The organism is Vibrio sp. PBL-C16 (assembly GCF_034321865.1).
GTDB lineage: Bacteria > Pseudomonadota > Gammaproteobacteria > Enterobacterales > Vibrionaceae > Vibrio > Vibrio alginolyticus.
The window spans coordinates 2,206,233-2,225,490 of sequence record NZ_JAXLNY010000002.1 but is presented as its reverse complement, the minus strand read 5'-3'; the positions used below and the strand labels follow the sequence as shown (position 1 = coordinate 2,225,490).

Genomic DNA, 19,258 nt, shown 5'->3' with positions numbered 1-19,258 from the left:
CGTTTCAGTGGATTTATGTTTGTTGTTAGCAAGGCCTTTCGCGTTTAATGCTCAATGCGATTATGCTTTGCTTTTAATCAGCTGGCTCAGCATAAATAAGGATGTTGCGCTGATCACTACAGAAGGGCCGGCCGGTGTATCGAAGTGCCATGATAGGCTAAGCCCCATCAGTACTGCCACTGAGCCAATAATGGATGCGAACAATGCCATTTGCTCTGGTGATGAAGAGACTTTACGTGCTGTTGCGGCTGGGATAATTAGGAGCGAAGTCATGATCAACGCGCCAACGAACTTCATACCTACTGCGATTACTACACCCACCATTAGCATTAACACCAATCTAACTAAGTCTGTATTCACGCCCTCAACAGCGGCAAGTTCTTCACTGACAGTGCTAGAAAGCAGTGGGCGCCAGAAGACGTACAAACACGCGCTTACCGCAACAACACCTGCGTAAATAAACATCAGATCTTGTGGAGAGACGGCAAGTAAGTCCCCAAATAGGTAGCTCATTAAATCGACGCGCACGTTTTCCAAAAAGCTAACCGATACTAAACCGATAGAGAGTGCACTGTGTGCCAAGATACCTAACAACGTGTCTGTAGCCACAAGTTGTTGCTTTTGCAGAGTGACAAGCAAAACGGCCAGAGCTAAACAGCAGACGAGTAGCGCAAGGTAGAGATTTACGTTGAGCAAGAAGCCCAGCGCTAGGCCCATTAACGATGCATGAGCTAGGGTATCTCCGAAGTAAGCCATTTTACGCCAAACGACAAATGACCCAAGTGGACCGGCAATGATCGCGATACCAATACCAGCAAGAATAGAAGGTAGGAGAAACTCAATCATGATGGTGATGTCCGTGTTTATGGTGGGAGCATGATGTCGCATCACCGCTTACTGGCGTTCCGGATAAATCGTGATGATGGTGCTCATGGTCGTGATGATAAAACGCGAGAGACTCTCTCGCAGCATTGCCAAATAGTGCGATGTAAGAAGGGTGCTGAGTAATAGTGGCAGGTGAACCTGAGCAGCAAACATGGTGATGCAGACAAATAACATCGTCCGTTTTCGCCATCACTAAATGTAAGTCATGCGACACCATAAATACGCCACAATCAAAGCGGTGACGAATGCTCTCAATTAAGTCATAGAGATCGATTTGACCTTGGATATCCACACCCTGAGCTGGTTCGTCTAATACCAACAGCTGAGGGCGCTGAAGCAGAGCGCGCGCCAGTAACACTCGTTGGTTTTCACCACCGGATAAGCGATGCATATTACTATTAAGTAAATGTTCAGCGCCAACAAGCCTTAATGCATCAATGCACTCCTGCTTACTGTATTTTCCTGCTAAATTTAGGAAGCGGGTTACATTCAATGGAAGGGAGTCATTGAGCTTCAACTTTTGAGGAACGTAACCAATTTTCAGTTTTCTTTGTCGGTTCAACTTGCCGCTAGTCGGCTTTTGAAGACCTAAGATAACTTTGACTAACGTTGATTTTCCCGCTCCATTGGGACCAATTAGGGTAGTTATTTTGCCCTTTTCTAATTCCATACTAATGTTATCGAGAACTCTGCGGCCATCGAACTCGACGCATAACTGCTCAAGATGGACTAAGGAAGACATGAATGAAACTCATTTGCAAATCAATAATGTTATAATGTAACATTATCTCACTTTCCACGCCATATCCCAAGTAAAACTATGAAAAGAGCATTAATTCTTGCTGCCTCAGCAATGTTAACACTGCCAGCACAGGCGGTAACGGTACTGACGAGTATCAAACCTATTCAGTTGTTAGTAACAGAGCTTACTCAAGGAGTAACTTCACCAGACGTGCTATTGCAGTCTAACACATCGCCCCATGACTATGCTTTGCGTCCATCGGATGTTAAAAAGGTCGCTTCGGCTGATTTGGTTATCTGGTACGGACATGATCTTGAACCGTTTCTAGAGAAAGTTGTTTCGGATAGATCGAATACTTTGACTATTAGTCAAATTCCAAATCTAGAATTGCGTGAATTTGATAGTGAGCACAACCATGATCATGATGGGCACGATCATGGCTCACATGATCCGCACTTTTGGCTAGGTGTAAGCCAAGCACAACAAGTGGCCAAGGCTGTTGTGAATCAACTTGTATCACTTGATCCGGAAAATGCAGCTCAATATCAAGCGAACCTCAAAAAGTTTGAACTCGAGCTAAAAGACACTGACCAACAGATAAAGCAGAAGCTGGCACCAGTAAAAAGCAAAGGTTACTTTGTATTCCATGATGCTTACGGTTATTTCGAAGATCGTTATGAACTAAATCAAATGGGGCATTTTACTGTGAGCCCAGAACGCAAGCCAGGAGCGAAGACCTTAATTCAAATTCGTCAAAAGCTAAGTGGTGGAGATGTGGCTTGTGTATTTTCTGAACCTCAGTTTACCCCGGCTGTCGTTCAGAGCGTAATGAGAGGCAGTGATGTCGCTAAAGGCGAGCTTGACCCGTTAGGGAGTACAATTGAAGCAAAACCTGGCAGTTACTTTACTTTTCTCAACAATATGGCGAATAGTTTTGAGCAATGCTTGAACAAAAAGTCAGATTAAGTGCTGTCGTAATGTAGGAGTAGTCTTTTTAACGTGATCCAGTAGTAAGAATTACAACCTTTGGTAAGGCGAGCCTTTTCTCAGAAAGTAATTGAGATATCATTACCAATAATTATCAGCTCAAAATAACCGTATCAATCCATGTTTTACAAACGATGAACGGTCACTTTCAGAGCACAAATTGATACAAAAGGTTTTCGTCTTGCTACGCCAATTAGCCCTTGCTCTGTTGGGCTTTATCTTATCCTACCAAGCATTTGCGCTTCATAATGCAAATGCAATCTTTTACCCTTTGCCAACTCAGGCAAAGGGTACTTTTATCGCGGCTAAAAAGTTGTTCTTGGGTGAAAAGGGCGGTTTGTGGATTCATGACGTACACGGGAGAGTCCTGTTTTACGATGGTCAAACTATATTGCCTAAATCAGGTAGCTTCCTACAAACGTCGGCCAAGCAGTTGGCTTATCATAAAGGTGCTTTTTGGACCTTTATTGAAAATGAGGTCTATCGAACTTATCCAAATCAGGAGCGACGTTTAGTCTTTAGTTTAAATCCAGGCTCACAAATAAGAAAAATAGGGTCTTCAAAGAACTATATTTGGGTGAGTGATGGCGCGCATTTCTATACCTACAATATCGACACTAGCGAGTTAAACTCTTTCTCTCTATTGCAGCTCTATCAACATAGTAATAATAGCTACGTTTACATTAATGATGCGGTGCTAGTTGAAACGAAGTGGGCACTAGCAACGACTTCCGGCTTCTATCTTTCTGAAGGTGATAAGTTTGACCATGTCGCTGCCTCAGGTCAAAACTACATTGAGAAAGTCTATTATTCACACACGCGAAGAGAAATTTTGATAGGTACATTGCGTGGCGCTTTAATTTTCAACATTTACCAGCCTGATAAAGAAGTGATTAGAATTGGCGGCTCACATGTTTTGACATTCGCAGAGACAAATCAAGAGTATTGGGTGGGGACAGAGCATGGCCTTTATTTGTACTCATTTTTTTCAGGTGAGGTCACCGAAGTCGCGCCTGCAAGCTTTCTTGAGTTAGAGTTAGATAACACGAAGATTTATTCGTTGTTGAGCGACAATATGGGAGGGATGTGGATTGCGACTAACCAAGGTATTCGTTATTACTCGCTATTTAGTAAAAAATTTGAACGAGTGACCTTTAGTAGTTATGACTCACACACCCTATCAGGACGAATTCGGCAAACTATTGAAGGTCCTGATGGTGCGCTTTGGTTTGCTGATGACCGAAAGATTTATCGTTCAGGAAAGAGTGGGATTAACCAAGTCTTAGAGTTGGAGTCGCAGATCAATGAATTTGCGTTTCAAAACGGCATGCTTTGGCTTGCAACCTCAAAAGGGCTGGAAATATTTGAGCTAAATGGTCTCAACAAGATTACATTTCCTTATTTACAGGTTATGGCTGGACATGCCGTAGAGCATGTGACCGTTGATGGTGATGACCGTCTTTGGGTATCAAGCGGATACCATCTTTACAATGTTGATACTGCTGCACAAAGCGTACGAAACTTTGGAAGTGAGTGGCTAGTAAGTCAGTATTTGCCTGCTAAGGTTACGCGCCTATATGATACTGAAGACGCCCTATTAATAGGCACCGATCATGGCGTATACCAATACAGTAATGACAACATCCAGTTTATCCGTTTTTCAGAAAAGTTTGGTGAATCATTAGACATGACCACGGCGGTTGATGGCAGCCAGTGGTTTGCTTCATCTTATGGTGTGTTTAAAACTGATACACGAAGCGATGAAAAACGTGTTGTTGAAATGAGTGAGCCCAACGCCAGACCTGCTTGCTTGATCAGAGACAGGCAAGGTGTATGGTTAGCTTCCTCTGTCGGTTTAAGCTATTACCACCTTTCGGGTGAGTTAGTGAAACATTACTCATCGTCATCAGGCTTAATGAACAATGAGTTCCTCCCTGGTATTTGTAGCGTTATACAGCAGACAGAAATTGGTGAGCGAGAGCTTGTTCTGGGGTCGAAGTACGGACTCGTAAAAGCAGAAGCATCCAAGCTGCTTGTATCTAATCCCCCAGAGTCTAAGTTTATTGTTAGCCAAGTTGTGCTTGAAAATGAAGTTCTGCAAGTTGGTAGTGCCGATCTGAATGGGCTCACACTGCCATATGGATCTTCGCTGAGTTTTTTATTCGGTGTGATGCCAAAACCAGACAGTCAAAATTTGTACTATCGATTGAACAACGATGACCCATGGCAAACGTTAGAGGGGGGCCAACTGACACTCGAGCACCTTAGTTCCGGTGAATATCACTTGCAGGTCAGTAATGAATCTCAAGTTGCCACTGGAGTCGTTGGTTTAGAATCTCACTTTATCGTCCTTCATCCTTGGTATCTATCGCGATTTGCTATTTTAGGCTTTGTCGTAGCTAGTATTGCGGTCGTCGCATTACTTGTTTTCTGGCGCTCTCGCTACGTTGTACAGGCTAACCGTGCTCTAGCAGCTCAAGTGACTCTCAAAACGAATCAGTTAAGACATCAAAGTAGAGTGTTGCTTACGAGCAACCAGCAATTACGTAAACAGATTCAAGTTAGAAACCTACTCGTAGACCATGTAGCTCTATCCATAAAATCAAGCGTCGACTTTATTGTGGCGAAACTACCTATGCCTCTGGATACTGCGACGGAGGATCATTTGGCTAAAACGAATTGGCAGTTAAATGAACTCAAAAGCGTTCCAAGTGATGTAAGTGGTGGGAGTCAGAACTACAACTTGAGTCAGATAACTCAGTCAGTGGTTGATGTATGGCAAGATGACTTTGCAAAAGCGGGTATTTTGGTAGAGCTAGAAGATGAGAGTAAGCAGAGCCGGGTTGCTCTGGAAAGCTTTAATCTTGATGTTATTTTCAATAGCATTTTTGCCAATATCATCAAGCGCTCTTTCCGGGGTCAAACGGTTAGAATTATGCTAGAAAAGGGGCATGATATTGTGTCATTGAGCTTTCTTGATTACGGGACGCAATTACCTAATAAAGTCGCGACTGGGCTTCCATCTAACTTAAATCACTCTGAGTTGAGTATTGACCACCTTGCCCAACTAGTGACAACGAGTGGTGGTTATTTGGCTGTCTTCTCTTCTGATGCTCAAAACAAAGTCGAGATTACATGGCCATCTGCGAAGGAAAGGAGTTATCTGGATGAACCGCAGCAAGAACTCAATCCTGTAACTATTGCAGAAGATCAAGTCACACCAGAGAAAGAGTGGTTGCAAAAAGTCTATCAATTAGTGGCAGAGCATTACCATGATCCTGAATTTGGCACTGCGTCAGCCGCTAAAATGCTGTATATGTCTGAACGCTCTTTGCAGAGACGTTTTAAATCTGCCTCGTCAAGAACGTTAAAAGACTATGTCACAGAGGTTCGTTTAGAAACGGCGTGTGAACAGTTATTGGCGGGTGAGAAAATCAGTGAAGTCGCCTTTAACTGTGGCTTTAATGATCCATCTTACTTTAGCCAAAAGTTTAAGCTACATTTTGGTTTGCCCCCTTCCAAGTTTGCTTTGACTCAAGAAAGCCAAGAAATTAACTAGAAAACCTTCATTATAAGCTCCCTAGTTAATAGTTAAGATGCTGGGGAGCTGCATACAGTGCTCTATTATTGCTGCAGTTGCTAACGCAGTGAGTTTCATTGTTTCTTCATCACATCTAGCCTACAAATCCATTCTCAACACGTAAGCACGATCACGTTCTATCTGTTAGTCGCGATGTTCATAGCAATAAGCATAAATGGCTTCAAGAGAATGATTTACTAATAGTTGCAACAAATAAATGACAGTTGTATTGCTGTATCAAAAGAGCGTTGTTCATTTGGGTGAATGATGGTGTGCGACATTCGTGAAAACGAAAACTGTGTTGAAAAGATGAATAAGGTAAAGAAGTTTTGAAAGAGGTGAAAAAAAATATCGTGGTATAGCCGGGGGGACTATACCACGGGTGTCAAGGACACCTTCGCTTGCTGCCGGAGTGACATGTTGCCATGCCACCTCTGGAATTTATTAGAGAGGTTGCCCTCTCGATGGAGTAACTATACGAGAGGTTACTTATTTTTCTTATAAAAATAACGCCATGTTTATATGAGAAAAGCGACAACGTTTTGTTTTTTAATTAACCCACTGTTTTAATTTGCATTTTTTGTTTTCTATCTTGGTTTGTGACATTTTTGTTTCGTTAGGTGTCATTTTTAATTGTTAATTTTGACGTAAATAACGAGAGGAAATTTACGAAGTTAACGTTTGAAAGCGTGAAAACATTTACGGAATCTTTGATTTCACACAAGGATTGAAGGGGTATAGGGGAGTAATATTGGCAACCTAAACTTATTAAATAATAATATTTCTCATTAGCAATACTCTTAAGGGCCACTATGAAGTTATCAGAGATTAATCCTGGCGATACGGTGACGATTCGGTTGTTAGATGGTCTTTCATCAGATATCAGAAAGAAACTCATGGTAATGGGGCTGCTTCCCAATACAGAAGTCAAAGTGATTCGACGTGCGCCAATGGGCGATCCTTTACAAGTCGAAGTCCGTGGTGTGTCTGTCGCATTGCGAGAAACAATTGCTCAGAAAATTGAAGTGGAGCGAGTGTAATGCAATATCAAGTGCTAACCGTAGGTAACCCTAATAGTGGTAAAACGACGCTATTTAATGGTTTAACTGGCGCAAAACAGCAAGTTGGTAACTGGGCAGGCGTCACGGTTGAAAAGAAAACAGGACAATTCAAGCATGCTGGGGATGAGTTTTTGCTCACTGACCTTCCGGGTATTTACTCATTAGACAGTGGTAATGACAGTAATAGTATCGATGAGTCTATCGCGTCTCGTGCGGTTCTGACGCACCCTGCTGATCTGATCATCAACGTAGTCGATGCAACAAGTCTTGAACGTAGCTTATATATGACACTGCAGCTGCGTGAACTTGGTCGTCCGATGATTGTGGTATTAAACAAAATGGACGCACTTAAGCGTGAACGCCAAATCATCAACGTTGCGGAACTCGAAAAAACGTTGGGTTGCCCGGTAGTTAGCCTGTCAGCAACAAACAAAGCACAAGTAGCAGAATTTAAAGAGAAGTTGCACAAGTCTGTGGTTCAAGGTGTCGCGTTAAAAGAAGTCGCTTTGAATTACGGTGAACAAATGGAAGCGGCGATCGGCAAAGTTTCGGCTCTTTTCAATGATCAAACCGTTTCTCACCGAGCATTGGCGATTCGCGCACTAGAAAAAGATGCACTGGTTCTTAACAGCATGTCGGATACAGACCGCAATAGTGTTGAAAATACGATTGCCGAGCTAGATCTTGATGTTGACCTTCATGTGGCTGACACCAAATACACACATCTTCATGAAGAGTGTAAGAAAGTACGCCGTAGCGAAGGCAAGCTAAGCCGCAGCGTGACTGAAAAGCTAGACCAATTCATTTTGAACAAGTGGGTGGGCATCCCATTCTTCTTTGTTGTGATGTACCTAATGTTCATGTTCTCTATCAACATTGGTAGTGCATTCATCGACTTCTTCGATATCGGTGTTGGTGCTCTGTTGGTTGATGGTGGTCACCACTTGTTAGACGGTCATTTGCCTGTGTGGTTAGTGACGGTTCTTGCTGATGGTATCGGTGGTGGTATCCAGACGGTTGCAACCTTCATTCCGGTTATTGCGTGTTTGTACCTGTTCCTAGCGGTACTTGAGAGCTCAGGTTATATGGCTCGTGCAGCATTCGTACTAGATAAAGTGATGCAGAAGATCGGTCTACCGGGCAAAGCATTTGTACCGTTGGTTCTTGGTTTTGGCTGTAACGTTCCGTCAATCATGGCAACTCGTACTCTAGACCAAGAACGTGAGCGTAAACTGGCTGCATCTATGGCGCCATTTATGTCATGTGGTGCTCGTCTGCCTGTCTACGCACTATTCGCTGCGGCATTCTTCCCTGGTTCTGGTCAGAACATTGTATTCGCACTTTACCTACTTGGTATTGTGGCAGCGATCTTCACAGGTCTTTTCCTTAAGCACACGCTTTACCCAGGTAGCAGCGACAGCCTAGTGATGGAAATGCCAGATTACGAGCTTCCGACGCTACAAAACGTGGTGATCAAAACTTGGCAAAAGCTAAAGCGCTTCGTACTTGGTGCAGGTAAAACCATCGTTATCGTTGTTGCTATTCTGAGTTTCTTCAACTCATTGGGTACTGATGGCAGTTTTGGTAACGAAGACAGCGAAAACTCTGTGCTTTCTAAAGCAGCGCAAGTAGTGACTCCAGTATTCTCACCAATCGGTGTTCAAGAAGACAACTGGCCAGCGACGGTAGGTATCATTACTGGTATCTTCGCAAAAGAGGCGGTAGTTGGTACGCTGAACAGTCTATACACTACTCCAAGCGACGGTGAAGACGCAGAATTTGATCTAATGGGCAGCCTAGAAGAGGCTGTAATGAGTATCCCTGAAAACCTAGCTGGTTTGAGCTACTCAGATCCACTAGGCATTGAAGTGGGTGACTTAACTGACTCAAATGCGGTTGCAGAAGAACAGGAAGTCGATGCTTCTATCTTCGGTAACATCAAATCGCAGTTTGCTTCTGGCAATGCCGCATTTGCTTACCTAATCTTTATCCTACTGTACACACCTTGTGTGGCGGCGATGGGTGCTTACGTACGTGAGTTTGGTCATAAGTTTGCACGCTTTATCGCGGTTTGGACAATGGGTTTGGCTTACCTATGTGCGACGTTCTACAACCAATTGACGCATTTCGCAGATAGCCCGGTAACAAGTGGCATTTGGATGGCAGTGATCGTAGCTATCTTCTTTGGCACATACCGTGTGTTCAAACGAGTTGGCAAGAAGCAAAACGGTGCATTAGAGGCGCAAGTAGCATGATTTTAAAAGAGCTTTATCAATACATTGCAGACAAAGGAACCGTCTCCCAGTCAGATCTGGCTAAGCAGTTTGGGATGAGTGAAGATGGTGCTGACGCGATGTTAAGCGTGTGGATTAAGAAGGGTAAAATTAGCCGCTTAGTCGACACCAATAAAGCTCATGACGTGACTCGAGTTCGTTACTCAGTGACTAAACAGGATGGTTTGTCTCTGACAGTCACCATGTAGCGACTATCAAAATTAGTCACCTAAAAATTATCACGTAAAAACGACAAAGCCGCATCAGCAATGATGCGGCTTTTATTTTGCTGGTTATTGTTTGTGAATACAGCGAAATTAATGTTCTTCAGAGTGTTTAGTCGCGCCTAACCCTAGGAACTTTAAACCAAGACTTAAAACTAAAATAGAAATAGGTAATGTTAAGATCGTCCAATCTAAGCTGTCGAAGTTAATCAGCACGAGCTCTAAGAACTTCACAAACAAGATCACGATGATGACTTCAGCCAAAATGTTTTTTAGATGGCCGATGTTTGGGGTTCTGATCCAATGCAAAACCGACTGCTCTTGTGTTTTCGCTTTAGCTTTGTTGGAAATAAATAGTGTGTAGATGCCGTGAGCAAAGATGAACAAAACTAGTGCGACAAGAAACGTATCCAGTGACTTGATCAAATAAGCGATCGCGATGTCTGCTTTATCTAAATGTGCGAGTGCTTCTGGAGGTGTTTGATTAAGAATGAAGACCGCAAATGCTGAATAGGTTTTTGCTGCACCCATAAGAAAAAGCAAGAATGAAGCAGCCATAGAACAGATGATGGCGATCCAGCTGACGTATCGGAATGTGTTGAAGACTTGTTTCATGATGACCCTCTCTAACTGAGCTGGTAGTCTAAACAAGTTTTATTTTAGTGATAATCCCAGAAAAATGAGAAAGATTGTTACAAATACGTATTAATCTTTCTCTGTCTGTTTCAGCCGTATTCAAAGGCGAATTATTTTCGCTTGCAGTGCTTATGCTTTTTGGAAAATAGAGCTCAGTGATAACACGTTCTTAATACGACCAAGCAATTCGTTTTGCTCTTCTTCTGTACGGAATTCACCTTTGGTGTTACCCCAAACCGGTCCCGGCCATGCGACGTCATCTTTGAAGCGAGCAATATGGTGAATGTGCAGCTGTGGCACCATATTACCTAGTGCACCAAGGTTTAACTTGTCTGGACGGAATGTTGCTTCCAGTGCTTGGCTTACTGCCTGAGACTCTAGCAAAAATTGTTGCTGTTCTTTCATTGGCAAGTGGTGAAGCTCTTTTAGGTTTGCACGTTTTGGTACCAAGATAACCCATGGCACGGCATTGTCTTTATGCAGAAGCGCCACACACAGTGGGAAGTGACCGATAACGGTAGTGTCTTTTGCCAATTGAGGGTGCAGTTCAAAACTCATTATATTATCCGATTAGATTTGAATGACATCAGTATACGCCAGATAAAACAAAAGGTTGACGCTTTCACGCCAACCTTTCGAAATCATCTCGATTCTCGATTCTCGATTCTCGATTCTCGAATCGCTTACATGCGCTCTAGAGTATCAATACCTAGTAGAGACAGACCTTGCTTGATGGTCTTCGCTGTTAGCGCTGCTAGTTTCAGACGGCTTTGTTTCACTGCTTCGTCTTCAGCAACTAGGATAGGGCACGCTTCGTAGAAGCTAGAGAACTGACCTGCTAGTTCGAATAGGTAGCTACACATGATGTGTGGTTGACCCTCGCGAGCGACAGATTGAACCGCTTCTTCGAACTGCATAAGCTTAGCAATAAGTGCTTTCTCTTTCTCATCAGTGATTTTGATGTCGCCTTGGAGAGCGTCCATAGCAACACCAGCTTTAGCGAAAATAGAAGCTACGCGAGTGTATGCATATTGCATGTATGGTGCTGTGTTACCTTCAAACGCTAACATGTTGTCCCAATCGAACACGTAGTCAGTCGTACGGTGTTTAGATAAGTCAGAGTATTTAACCGCTGCCATTGCAACTGTTTTAGAGATCTTCTCTTTTTCTTCCGCATCTAGCTCAGGGTTTTTAGATTCGATCAGTTGTGCTGCACGAACTTCTGCTTCATCTAGAAGGTCGGCAAGGCGAACGGTACCACCCGCACGAGTCTTGAATGGCTTACCATCTTTACCAAGCATCATGCCGAACGCGTGGTGCTCAAGAGATACTGACTCAGGTACGTAGCCTGCCTTACGAACAATTGTCCAAGCTTGCATTAGGTGCTGGTGTTGACGTGAGTCGATGAAGTAAAGCACACGGTCTGCGCTTAGCTCTTCATAACGATATTTTGCACATGCGATGTCTGTTGTTGTGTATAGGAAACCGCCATCGCGTTTTTGAACGATAACGCCCATTGGTTCGCCATCTTTGTTCTTGTATTCATCTAGGAATACAACTTGCGCGCCATCATCTTCAACGGCAAGACCTTGTTCTTTTAGGTCTGCAACGATCTTAGGAAGCATGTCGTTGTACATGCTCTCGCCCATCACGTCGTCACGAGTCAGTGACACGTTTAGACGGTCGTAGTTGCGCTGGTTTTGGATCATGGTTACATCAACGAGTTTTTTCCACATTTCTGCACAGTACTCGTCACCGCTTTGCAGTTTCACAACGTAGTTTCGCGCCTTTACTGCGAATTCTTCGTCTTCGTCGTACAGTTTCTTAGACTCACGGTAGAAGCCTTCAAGGTCAGCCAGTTCCATAGAAACTTCGCCAGACTCTTGTTGTACACGCTCAAGGTTTGCGATAAGCATACCGAACTGAGTACCCCAGTCGCCGATGTGGTTCGCACGGATCACTTTGTGACCTAGGAACTCAAGAGTACGTACTACTGCATCACCGATGATGGTTGAACGTAGGTGACCAACGTGCATTTCTTTAGCAACGTTTGGTGCAGAGTAGTCAGCAACGATAGTTTGAGCTTCGTCTGCTGCAACGCCAAGACGTGAGTCAGCCAGTGCTGCTTCCGCTTGTTTTGCTAGGAACTCTTCGCTTAGGAAAATGTTGATGAAACCAGGACCAGCGATTTCTGTCTTGCTCGCAATACCATCTAGGTCTAGAACATCCAGTACTTTCTGTGCAAATTCTCGTGGGTTAGTACCCAGTTTTTTAGCAACGCCCATTACGCCGTTTGCTTGGTAGTCACCAAATTGTGGCTTTGCTGATTGGCGTACTGCCGCAGGACTGCCTGCAGGTGCGCCAGCGGCTTCTAGAGCCTGAGATACTTTGTCATTAATAAGTGCTTGGATATTCACACGCGTTTCCTTCAATTCAAGGACGAAGAACTCGGCGAAATAAGTGCCGAGTTCTGTTGGAGTTCACAAAAATGGGGCTAATGATAACAACTTTATTGCTTTTCATACAGAGAGGAATTGGGGAAATTTATACTTTTTCGATTGAATGGAAATGTGGCTTAGTTTGCGTTTACTATTGCGCTCAGAGTAATGAGATAAATCGCCCCAAAAGAGAACCACAATGACGACTCAACTAGTTGAAAAACGCCTAGCGCCTAAATTGATGATCCAAGATCTGGATGCATTTATGGCGAAGATTGAAGAGCTTGCATCCCTGTTAAAACTGGATCTGAGCTTTGCTCAAGCTGACCATATTGCGCTGCGAATTAATGATACTGAAACAGCAAAAGCCGCGCATGAAGCATGGAATCAATACGGTAAGGTGATTTCACAAGCGAAAATCAACGGTCGCCCAATCATCGTTATCGAATTCGATAAAGCGTTGGAAAGTCGTGGCTGGAAGATTGAGTGTCTGGAACTGCCATACCCTGCGGAAGGCAAAATCTACCCAATTGAAAGCTGGGAACATGTGGAGTTTGTGATTCCGTCTCATGCTGAAACCGCAGATGAGTTTCTTGCTGATTTGAAACACACTTACCCAGCGTTTGGGGCGCGTTTTAATGAGTTGGAAGAGCTGGGTGTGAAGATCAAACTGTCGAGCCCGAAAGGGGATGGCGAACGCTTGAATAACCCAACGGTGGCGTTTAAGTACCAAGACATTTGTATCAAACTGCACCCGCATTCACTTAAGCGTATTGTGGAGTCTGAGCAGGCTGAATAAGCAAGTTTTGAACGACTAGAAAGAAGAAAGGTTTGCAAATGAGCAACCCTTTCTTTCATTCAAAAGCGATGAACTTAAAGGATCACTGTCTTATTCCCATAAACAAAGACGTGGTCATTGATCACTTTATTCAAAGCCTTACTCAATACGTTCTTCTCTACATCGCGTCCCGCTTGCGCCATATCTTGGGCATTGAATGTATGGTCGACAGGAATTACGTCTTGCTTGATGATCGGCCCTTCATCTAAATCATTAGTCACGAAGTGTGCTGTTGCACCGATGATTTTCACACCGCGATCGTAAGCTTGTTGATATGGCTTCGCGCCAATAAAAGCAGGTAAGAAGCTGTGATGAATATTAATGATTTTGTGGTGATATTTCTCAACAAACGTCGGCGTTAATACGCGCATGTATTTAGCTAGCACCAAAAAGTCAGCATCGTATTGATCGATCACTTCTAGCATCTTCTGCTCGTGTTCTTCACGGCTAAGGTTTTCATGGGTCACATGGTGGTAAGGAATGTCGAAGCGTTCAGTGAGAGTTTGCAGTTTGTCGTAATTCCCCACCACAGCGGCGATCTCAACATCTAGGCTTCCATCGTAGGTTTTCATCAGAATATCGCCTAAACAATGCGCTTCTTTTGTGACGAGAATGACGATGCGCTTACGGCGAGAGCCAACCAATTTACGCTTAGCACCTTGCGGGAGAGCTTGGTCCAAGTCGGCAAGAAACGTTTGATCGTTGAAGTACCCCTCCAACTCCGTTCTCATGAAAAAGTGCCCACTGGTGTTATCAACAAACTCGTTATTATGAACGATATTCAGCTGATGCTTATAACAGATATTGGTGATTTTTGAGATCAAACCCGGTGCGTCAGAACAATGGGTTAACAGTGTTTTCTTTTCCATAAATCAGATACTTCCATGCATTATTTTTCTAGCGTACGAATAAAAGGGTCACGTCAGAAGCGTGAATCGTACTGCAATCTGACTTCATAAATAATCTATTCTCGGCGCGGTTTCAACAAATTATCCGCGCGATGCTAAAACCTAGTGCTTTTGTTGGCTGATGTTTACGCTCAACTCCTGATATACTCTCGACAATTTTTCCAACCAGATGTCAGGCATGATCGCAAAAACATTCTCCTCTGAGGGCGCGTTAGGCAAAGCTATTCCGGGCTTTCAAGCTCGCCAGCCACAAATCGATATGGCAGAAGCTGTCAGCAGTGCGATCAAAGACCAAACTCAGCTGGTAGTTGAAGCAGGAACGGGAACGGGTAAAACCTTCGCTTACCTTGTGCCTGCGCTCTTGAGCGGCAAAAAAGTCATCATCAGTACGGGGTCGAAGAACCTGCAAGAGCAGTTGTATCACCGTGACTTGCCGTTGATGGTCAGTGCTTTGGGCTTTTATGGACAAGTCGCGCTACTAAAAGGTCGCTCCAACTACTTATGTTTGGATCGTCTTAGCCGACAAATGGTCGAGAGCCATACTAATGAAGCCGATCCAACATTGTTGACCCAATTGGTGAAGGTTCGCACTTGGTCCTCTGAGACCAAAACGGGCGATTTAGGTGATTGTGAGGATCTGCCAGAAGACAGCATGATCATCCCGACCATTACCTCCACCAACGACAACTGTTTGGGTAAAGAGTGTCCGAGCTACACCGATTGTTTCGTCTTAAAAGCACGTAAACGCGCAATGGATTCAGACATTGTTGTCGTTAATCACCACTTGTTTCTTGCAGACCTTGCGATCAAAGAAACCGGCTTTGGTGAATTGATCCCAGAAGCTGATGTGTTCATCTTCGACGAAGCCCACCAGCTTCCAGACATTGCCAGCGAATACTTCGGACAATCGATTTCTAGCCGTCAGATCCAAGAGCTCGCCAAAGACATTGAGATTGCCTACCGCACAGAAGCAAAAGACATGCGCCAACTGCAAAAAGTGGGCGATAAGCTGATGCAAAGTGCGATGGATATGCGCATCGTGTTGGGTGAACCGGGCTTTCGTGGTAACTGGCGTGAAGCTTTGCAATCGGAATCGATCAAACGTGAATTGGTACGTTTGACTGATAGTTTAGATCTGGCGATTGACGTGTTGAAACTGGCGCTAGGTCGAAGCCAATTGCTGGATACTGCCTTTGAGCGCGCCAACTTGATTAAAGGGCGAATTGACCGCGTTTGTGATGTCGATATTACCGGTTACTCATACTGGTATGACACTTCTCCACGTCACTTTGCTTTGCACATTACGCCGCTATCGGTGGCGGACAAATTCCATGAGCAAATCGAAATCAAACAAGGCGCGTGGATTTTTACTTCTGCAACCCTAGCGGTATCGGGCGACTTTAAACACTTTACCGACCGTCTTGGATTGAAGCCGAAGCAGCAGTTTTCGTTACCATCTCCGTTCGATTACGAGAAGCAAGCACGCTTGTGTGTACCTCGTTATCTACCAGAGCCAAACAGCCCAGGCTTAGCCGACAAACTGGTGCGAATGCTTGCGCCTGTGATTGAAGAGAACGACGGGCGTTGTTTCTTTCTTTGTACTTCGCACAGCATGATGCGTGAGCTTGGTGAACGTTTCCGTGAAGTACTGGATCTGCCTGTGCTGATGCAAGGTGAGATGAGCAAACAAAAGACCCTTGCCGAGTTTATGGAACTGGGTAACGCTTTACTCGTGGCGACGGGCGCTTTCTGGGAAGGGATTGATGTTAGAGGTGATGCGCTGAGCTGTGTTATTATCGACAAATTACCGTTTACCGCCCCTGACGATCCGTTACTCAAAGCCCGTATCGAGGATTGTCGATTACGTGGCGGTGAACCATTTGCTGAAGTACAAATCCCGGATGCAGTGATTACGTTAAAGCAGGGAGTAGGGCGATTAATTCGAGATCAGAAGGATCACGGTGCGTTGATCATTTGTGATAATCGCCTCGTCACGCGAGACTATGGTGGTATTTTCCTCGGAAGCCTACCACCTATCCCAAGGACGCGAGACTTAGATGGAATCAAAGCATTCCTGAAAGCAGAACAATCTGTCACAGACGCAAGTGCTGAGGCATAACCCAATAAATGAAAGTTGTAGAGAGTTAAATGAGCGCAAAAATTCTTGCTATCGATACAGCGACTGAAAACTGTTCAGTTGCGTTGTTGGCTAATGATCAAGTGATTTCACGTAGCGCGGTTGCACCACGCGATCACACCAAAAAAGTACTGCCAATGGTTGATGAAGTACTCAAAGAAGCTGGCCTGACTCTACAAGAGCTGGATGCGTTAGCGTTTGGACGTGGTCCAGGTAGCTTTACTGGCGTTCGTATCGGTATTGGTATCGCACAAGGTTTGGCGTTCGGTGCTGACTTACCTATGATCGGCGTTTCAACGCTGGCTGCAATGGCTCAAGGTAGCTATCGCTTACATGGTGTGACCGATGTCGCTGTGGCCATTGATGCACGTATGGGTGAAGTTTACTGGGCACGTTACACTCGCCAAGCAAACGGTGAGTGGGCAGAGATGGATGCAGAGTGCGTAATTCCACCAGCACGTCTAGTTGAAGAAGCACAAGCAGACGACAAAACGTGGACGACAGCAGGTACTGGTTGGGATGCTTACCAAGAAGTATTAGCAGACCTACCGTTTAATTTGACGCATAGTGACGTTCTGTACCCTGATTCACAAGACATCGTGATTCTTGCTGAACAAGAATTTAAAAAGGGTAATACCGTGCCGGTCGAAGATTCGAGCCCTGTTTATTTACGTGATAATGTGACATGGAAAAAACTTCCTGGTCGCGAATAGTCCGTTTTTCATTAACCTGACAAAAAGCAGGGCGTTTGCCCTGTATTTTTATGGAGTGCTATGGCGTCGATTAATGGCTTGCCTCCTTCTTTGATTCCCGGTGCAAATCGCACTCATAAAGCCAGTCAAAAGAAGCAGGTAAATAAATCACAAACAAAGCAGCCTGTAGGTCAGCCTTCAAAGGTTGCTAACGCCGTGGCGCACTCCATAAAACACGTGGATGAGTCCCAAATTCACCGAGATCAAGTGCAATATGACCTTCCTGAAGGGGGCGCACGTAAAGCAATGGAGCAGTACATGGATGTCATGAATCGAGCTAAAAAAGAGGAACTGGCTCAATTACTTGGTGTCGATATTTACGTGTGAGATCTCCCCAGCTTGGGGTTACTAATATTGAAAGGTGGTTTATGAAGGTTTTTGGACGGTTTTTTCTCGCATTATTTGCTACGGTTGGTTTGTCTGCGTGTAGCTCTTTGCCAGAGGAGCTAAATGCAAGCACAGAATTGGTCGTTACAGACTATAAAGCGTTTGCTGAGTCTCAGGGGCAAGTGAGTGAAGATGTTCGCCTTGGTGGAATCATCGCTAAAGTGGATAACTTTAAAGATAAAACGCGTCTAGAGATTGTAAACCTTCCTATCAGTAAGTCTGGTAAACCTGATATTGATGAAGAGCCTACGGGGCGTTTTGTCGCCTATTTTGATGGCTATTTAGAGCCTGTCGCCTTTAGTGAAGGCCGTTTGGTGACGGTTGTAGGCAAAGGAGCAGGGGAAGAAGAAGGAAAGATCGGTGAGCACGGTTACATCTTCCCAGTAATTAAGGGGGAAGGGTACCGTTTATGGAAAATTGAAGAACGTGTACGCATGTATGACTCGCCAACCTACTTTTACCCATGTTACTCGATTAACTGCCGCATGTGGCGTAATGATTTCCCGCAAGACGGTAAAGTGATAAAACAGGTCAAATAATCTGCGATGCATGAGCGTCAATTCGAGCTTCCTGCCGGCAAAATGGCAGCCCTTGAGATAGGGAACGAGAAAACGGCTGACTTGTCAGTCGTTTTTCTTCATGGGTGGTTAGATAATGCGGGCAGCTTTAAAGCGCTCATGGAGCAGTTGAATCAACTTAATCCTCACTTACACCTCCTCGCCATCGATCATTTTGGTCACGGTTTATCGAGTCATAAATCTCACGATAATTATTACCCCTTTCACGACTATATTGCCGATTTGTATCAGTTTTTGGACGAATTATCACCAAACAGACTGATATTAGTAGGGCATTCACTTGGTGCTTTAATCGCAAGTTGCTATAGTGCAGCGTTTCCAGAGCAGGTCGAAGCTCTTGTGCAAATTGAGGGAGCAGGACCTCTTCATGAGGATCCTACTAACAGTTTGCCTCGTCTTCGCGATGGCGTTTTAAGTCGAATAAGACAGCAAAACAAGCCAGAGCGAGCCATTGCCTCCTTCGATCTGGCGTTAAAATTACGCATGCAAGCCAACCAATTAACCGCTGAGCAACTTCTACCGATAGTCGAGCGTGGAACAGAGCAGCGAGGAGATAAATGGTATTGGCGGCATGACGCCAAGTTAAAATGTGCGTCGCTTTACCGAATGGCGCAAGCGCATGCTAACTCGATTACCAGCCAAATACGTTGTCCTCATTTGATTGTATTAGGCGATCAAGGATTTCAGAATTTACCATCTAACCAAGCTGATTGGGGAGAGAACCCACCGCAAGTGGTTTCTGTCAAGGGTGGTCATCACTGTCATTTAGAGCAAATACTCGAGGTCGCAACGCGAATTCTTGGTGTAGTTAACAAAATTTAAACAAGTGTTT

At 44.4% G+C, this 19,258-nt stretch carries 17 protein-coding genes; 11 read left to right on the top strand and 6 right to left on the bottom strand.

The features are described 5' to 3' along the window. Positions 1-60: 60 nt before the first annotated feature. Both znuB and znuC read right to left on the bottom strand, forming a co-directional pair. Positions 61-846 (bottom strand): zinc ABC transporter permease subunit ZnuB, encoded by a 786-nt coding sequence (znuB, locus tag UQW94_RS18390; RefSeq protein ID WP_005382183.1) that lies wholly within the window; start codon positions 844-846, stop codon positions 61-63. Continuing rightward, on the bottom strand, positions 839-1,627 hold the full coding sequence (gene znuC, locus UQW94_RS18385) for a zinc ABC transporter ATP-binding protein ZnuC (RefSeq protein ID WP_005382185.1): 789 nt from the start codon (positions 1,625-1,627) through the stop codon (positions 839-841). The genes znuB and znuC overlap by 8 nt, the downstream gene beginning before the upstream one ends. A gap of 78 nt (positions 1,628-1,705) precedes the next feature. On the opposite strand from znuC, the gene znuA reads away from it, so the two are divergent. From znuA to UQW94_RS18360, 5 genes are all read left to right on the top strand, one after another. Further along, positions 1,706-2,593: a zinc ABC transporter substrate-binding protein ZnuA gene (gene znuA / locus UQW94_RS18380; RefSeq protein ID WP_176310841.1), complete on the top strand. Its 888-nt coding sequence runs from the start codon at positions 1,706-1,708 to the stop codon at positions 2,591-2,593. 202 nt (positions 2,594-2,795) lie between these two features. Further along, positions 2,796-6,173, top strand: a complete 3,378-nt coding sequence (locus UQW94_RS18375) for a helix-turn-helix domain-containing protein (RefSeq protein WP_322142473.1) — start codon at positions 2,796-2,798, stop codon at positions 6,171-6,173. An 833-nt stretch (positions 6,174-7,006) separates the two neighbouring features. Continuing rightward, a complete protein-coding gene (locus UQW94_RS18370; protein WP_005382190.1) occupies positions 7,007-7,234 on the top strand; it encodes a FeoA family protein in 228 nt (75 codons plus the stop codon). Beyond that, positions 7,234-9,510 (top strand): Fe(2+) transporter permease subunit FeoB, encoded by a 2,277-nt coding sequence (feoB, locus tag UQW94_RS18365; RefSeq protein ID WP_322142472.1) that lies wholly within the window; start codon positions 7,234-7,236, stop codon positions 9,508-9,510. Before UQW94_RS18370 ends, feoB begins: the two co-directional genes overlap by 1 nt. After that, positions 9,507-9,737, top strand: coding sequence for a FeoC-like transcriptional regulator (locus tag UQW94_RS18360; RefSeq protein ID WP_005426709.1), 231 nt, complete (start codon positions 9,507-9,509; stop codon positions 9,735-9,737). Before feoB ends, UQW94_RS18360 begins: the two co-directional genes overlap by 4 nt. A gap of 108 nt (positions 9,738-9,845) precedes the next feature. Here the strand turns inward: UQW94_RS18360 and UQW94_RS18355 are convergent, their stop codons facing one another. The 3 genes from UQW94_RS18355 to argS form a co-directional block, all read right to left on the bottom strand. Next, a complete protein-coding gene (locus UQW94_RS18355; protein ID WP_042523163.1) occupies positions 9,846-10,367 on the bottom strand; it encodes a YqhA family protein in 522 nt (173 codons plus the stop codon). A 150-nt stretch (positions 10,368-10,517) separates the two neighbouring features. Further along, complete coding sequence (locus UQW94_RS18350; protein ID WP_005446436.1) at positions 10,518-10,946, bottom strand: HIT family protein; 429 nt, start codon at positions 10,944-10,946, stop codon at positions 10,518-10,520. Between the two features lie 125 nt (positions 10,947-11,071). Continuing rightward, entirely contained in the window at positions 11,072-12,805 is a 1,734-nt protein-coding gene (gene argS / locus UQW94_RS18345) for an arginine--tRNA ligase (protein ID WP_025517318.1), read from the bottom strand. Positions 12,806-13,025: 220 nt separating this feature from the next. On the opposite strand from argS, the gene UQW94_RS18340 reads away from it, so the two are divergent. Next, positions 13,026-13,625 (top strand): VOC family protein, encoded by a 600-nt coding sequence (locus UQW94_RS18340; protein WP_318149189.1) that lies wholly within the window; start codon positions 13,026-13,028, stop codon positions 13,623-13,625. Between the two features lie 74 nt (positions 13,626-13,699). Here UQW94_RS18340 and purU read toward each other — a convergent pair whose 3' ends face one another. Further along, the gene (purU, locus tag UQW94_RS18335) at positions 13,700-14,533 is read right to left on the bottom strand and encodes a formyltetrahydrofolate deformylase (RefSeq protein ID WP_005382206.1); all 834 of its coding nucleotides are present in this window, start codon (positions 14,531-14,533) and stop codon (positions 13,700-13,702) included. Between the two features lie 217 nt (positions 14,534-14,750). On the opposite strand from purU, the gene UQW94_RS18330 reads away from it, so the two are divergent. Genes UQW94_RS18330 through UQW94_RS18310 form a run of 5 tightly spaced genes read left to right on the top strand, consistent with a single transcriptional unit; the run spans position 14,751 to position 19,248 of the window. Next, positions 14,751-16,691 carry an ATP-dependent DNA helicase gene (locus UQW94_RS18330; protein WP_213969441.1) on the top strand — a complete coding sequence of 647 codons (1,941 nt, stop codon included), beginning with the start codon at positions 14,751-14,753 and terminating at the stop codon, positions 16,689-16,691. A gap of 29 nt (positions 16,692-16,720) precedes the next feature. Beyond that, entirely contained in the window at positions 16,721-17,422 is a 702-nt protein-coding gene (tsaB, locus tag UQW94_RS18325) for a tRNA (adenosine(37)-N6)-threonylcarbamoyltransferase complex dimerization subunit type 1 TsaB (protein ID WP_017819943.1), read from the top strand. Positions 17,423-17,482: 60 nt separating this feature from the next. Continuing rightward, positions 17,483-17,788: a chromosome partitioning protein ParA gene (locus UQW94_RS18320; RefSeq protein WP_322142471.1), complete on the top strand. Its 306-nt coding sequence runs from the start codon at positions 17,483-17,485 to the stop codon at positions 17,786-17,788. 41 nt (positions 17,789-17,829) lie between these two features. Next, complete coding sequence (locus UQW94_RS18315; protein ID WP_005382214.1) at positions 17,830-18,387, top strand: Slp family lipoprotein; 558 nt, start codon at positions 17,830-17,832, stop codon at positions 18,385-18,387. A 6-nt stretch (positions 18,388-18,393) separates the two neighbouring features. Further along, entirely contained in the window at positions 18,394-19,248 is an 855-nt protein-coding gene (locus UQW94_RS18310) for an alpha/beta fold hydrolase (protein WP_005382215.1), read from the top strand. Positions 19,249-19,258: the final 10 nt, after the last annotated feature.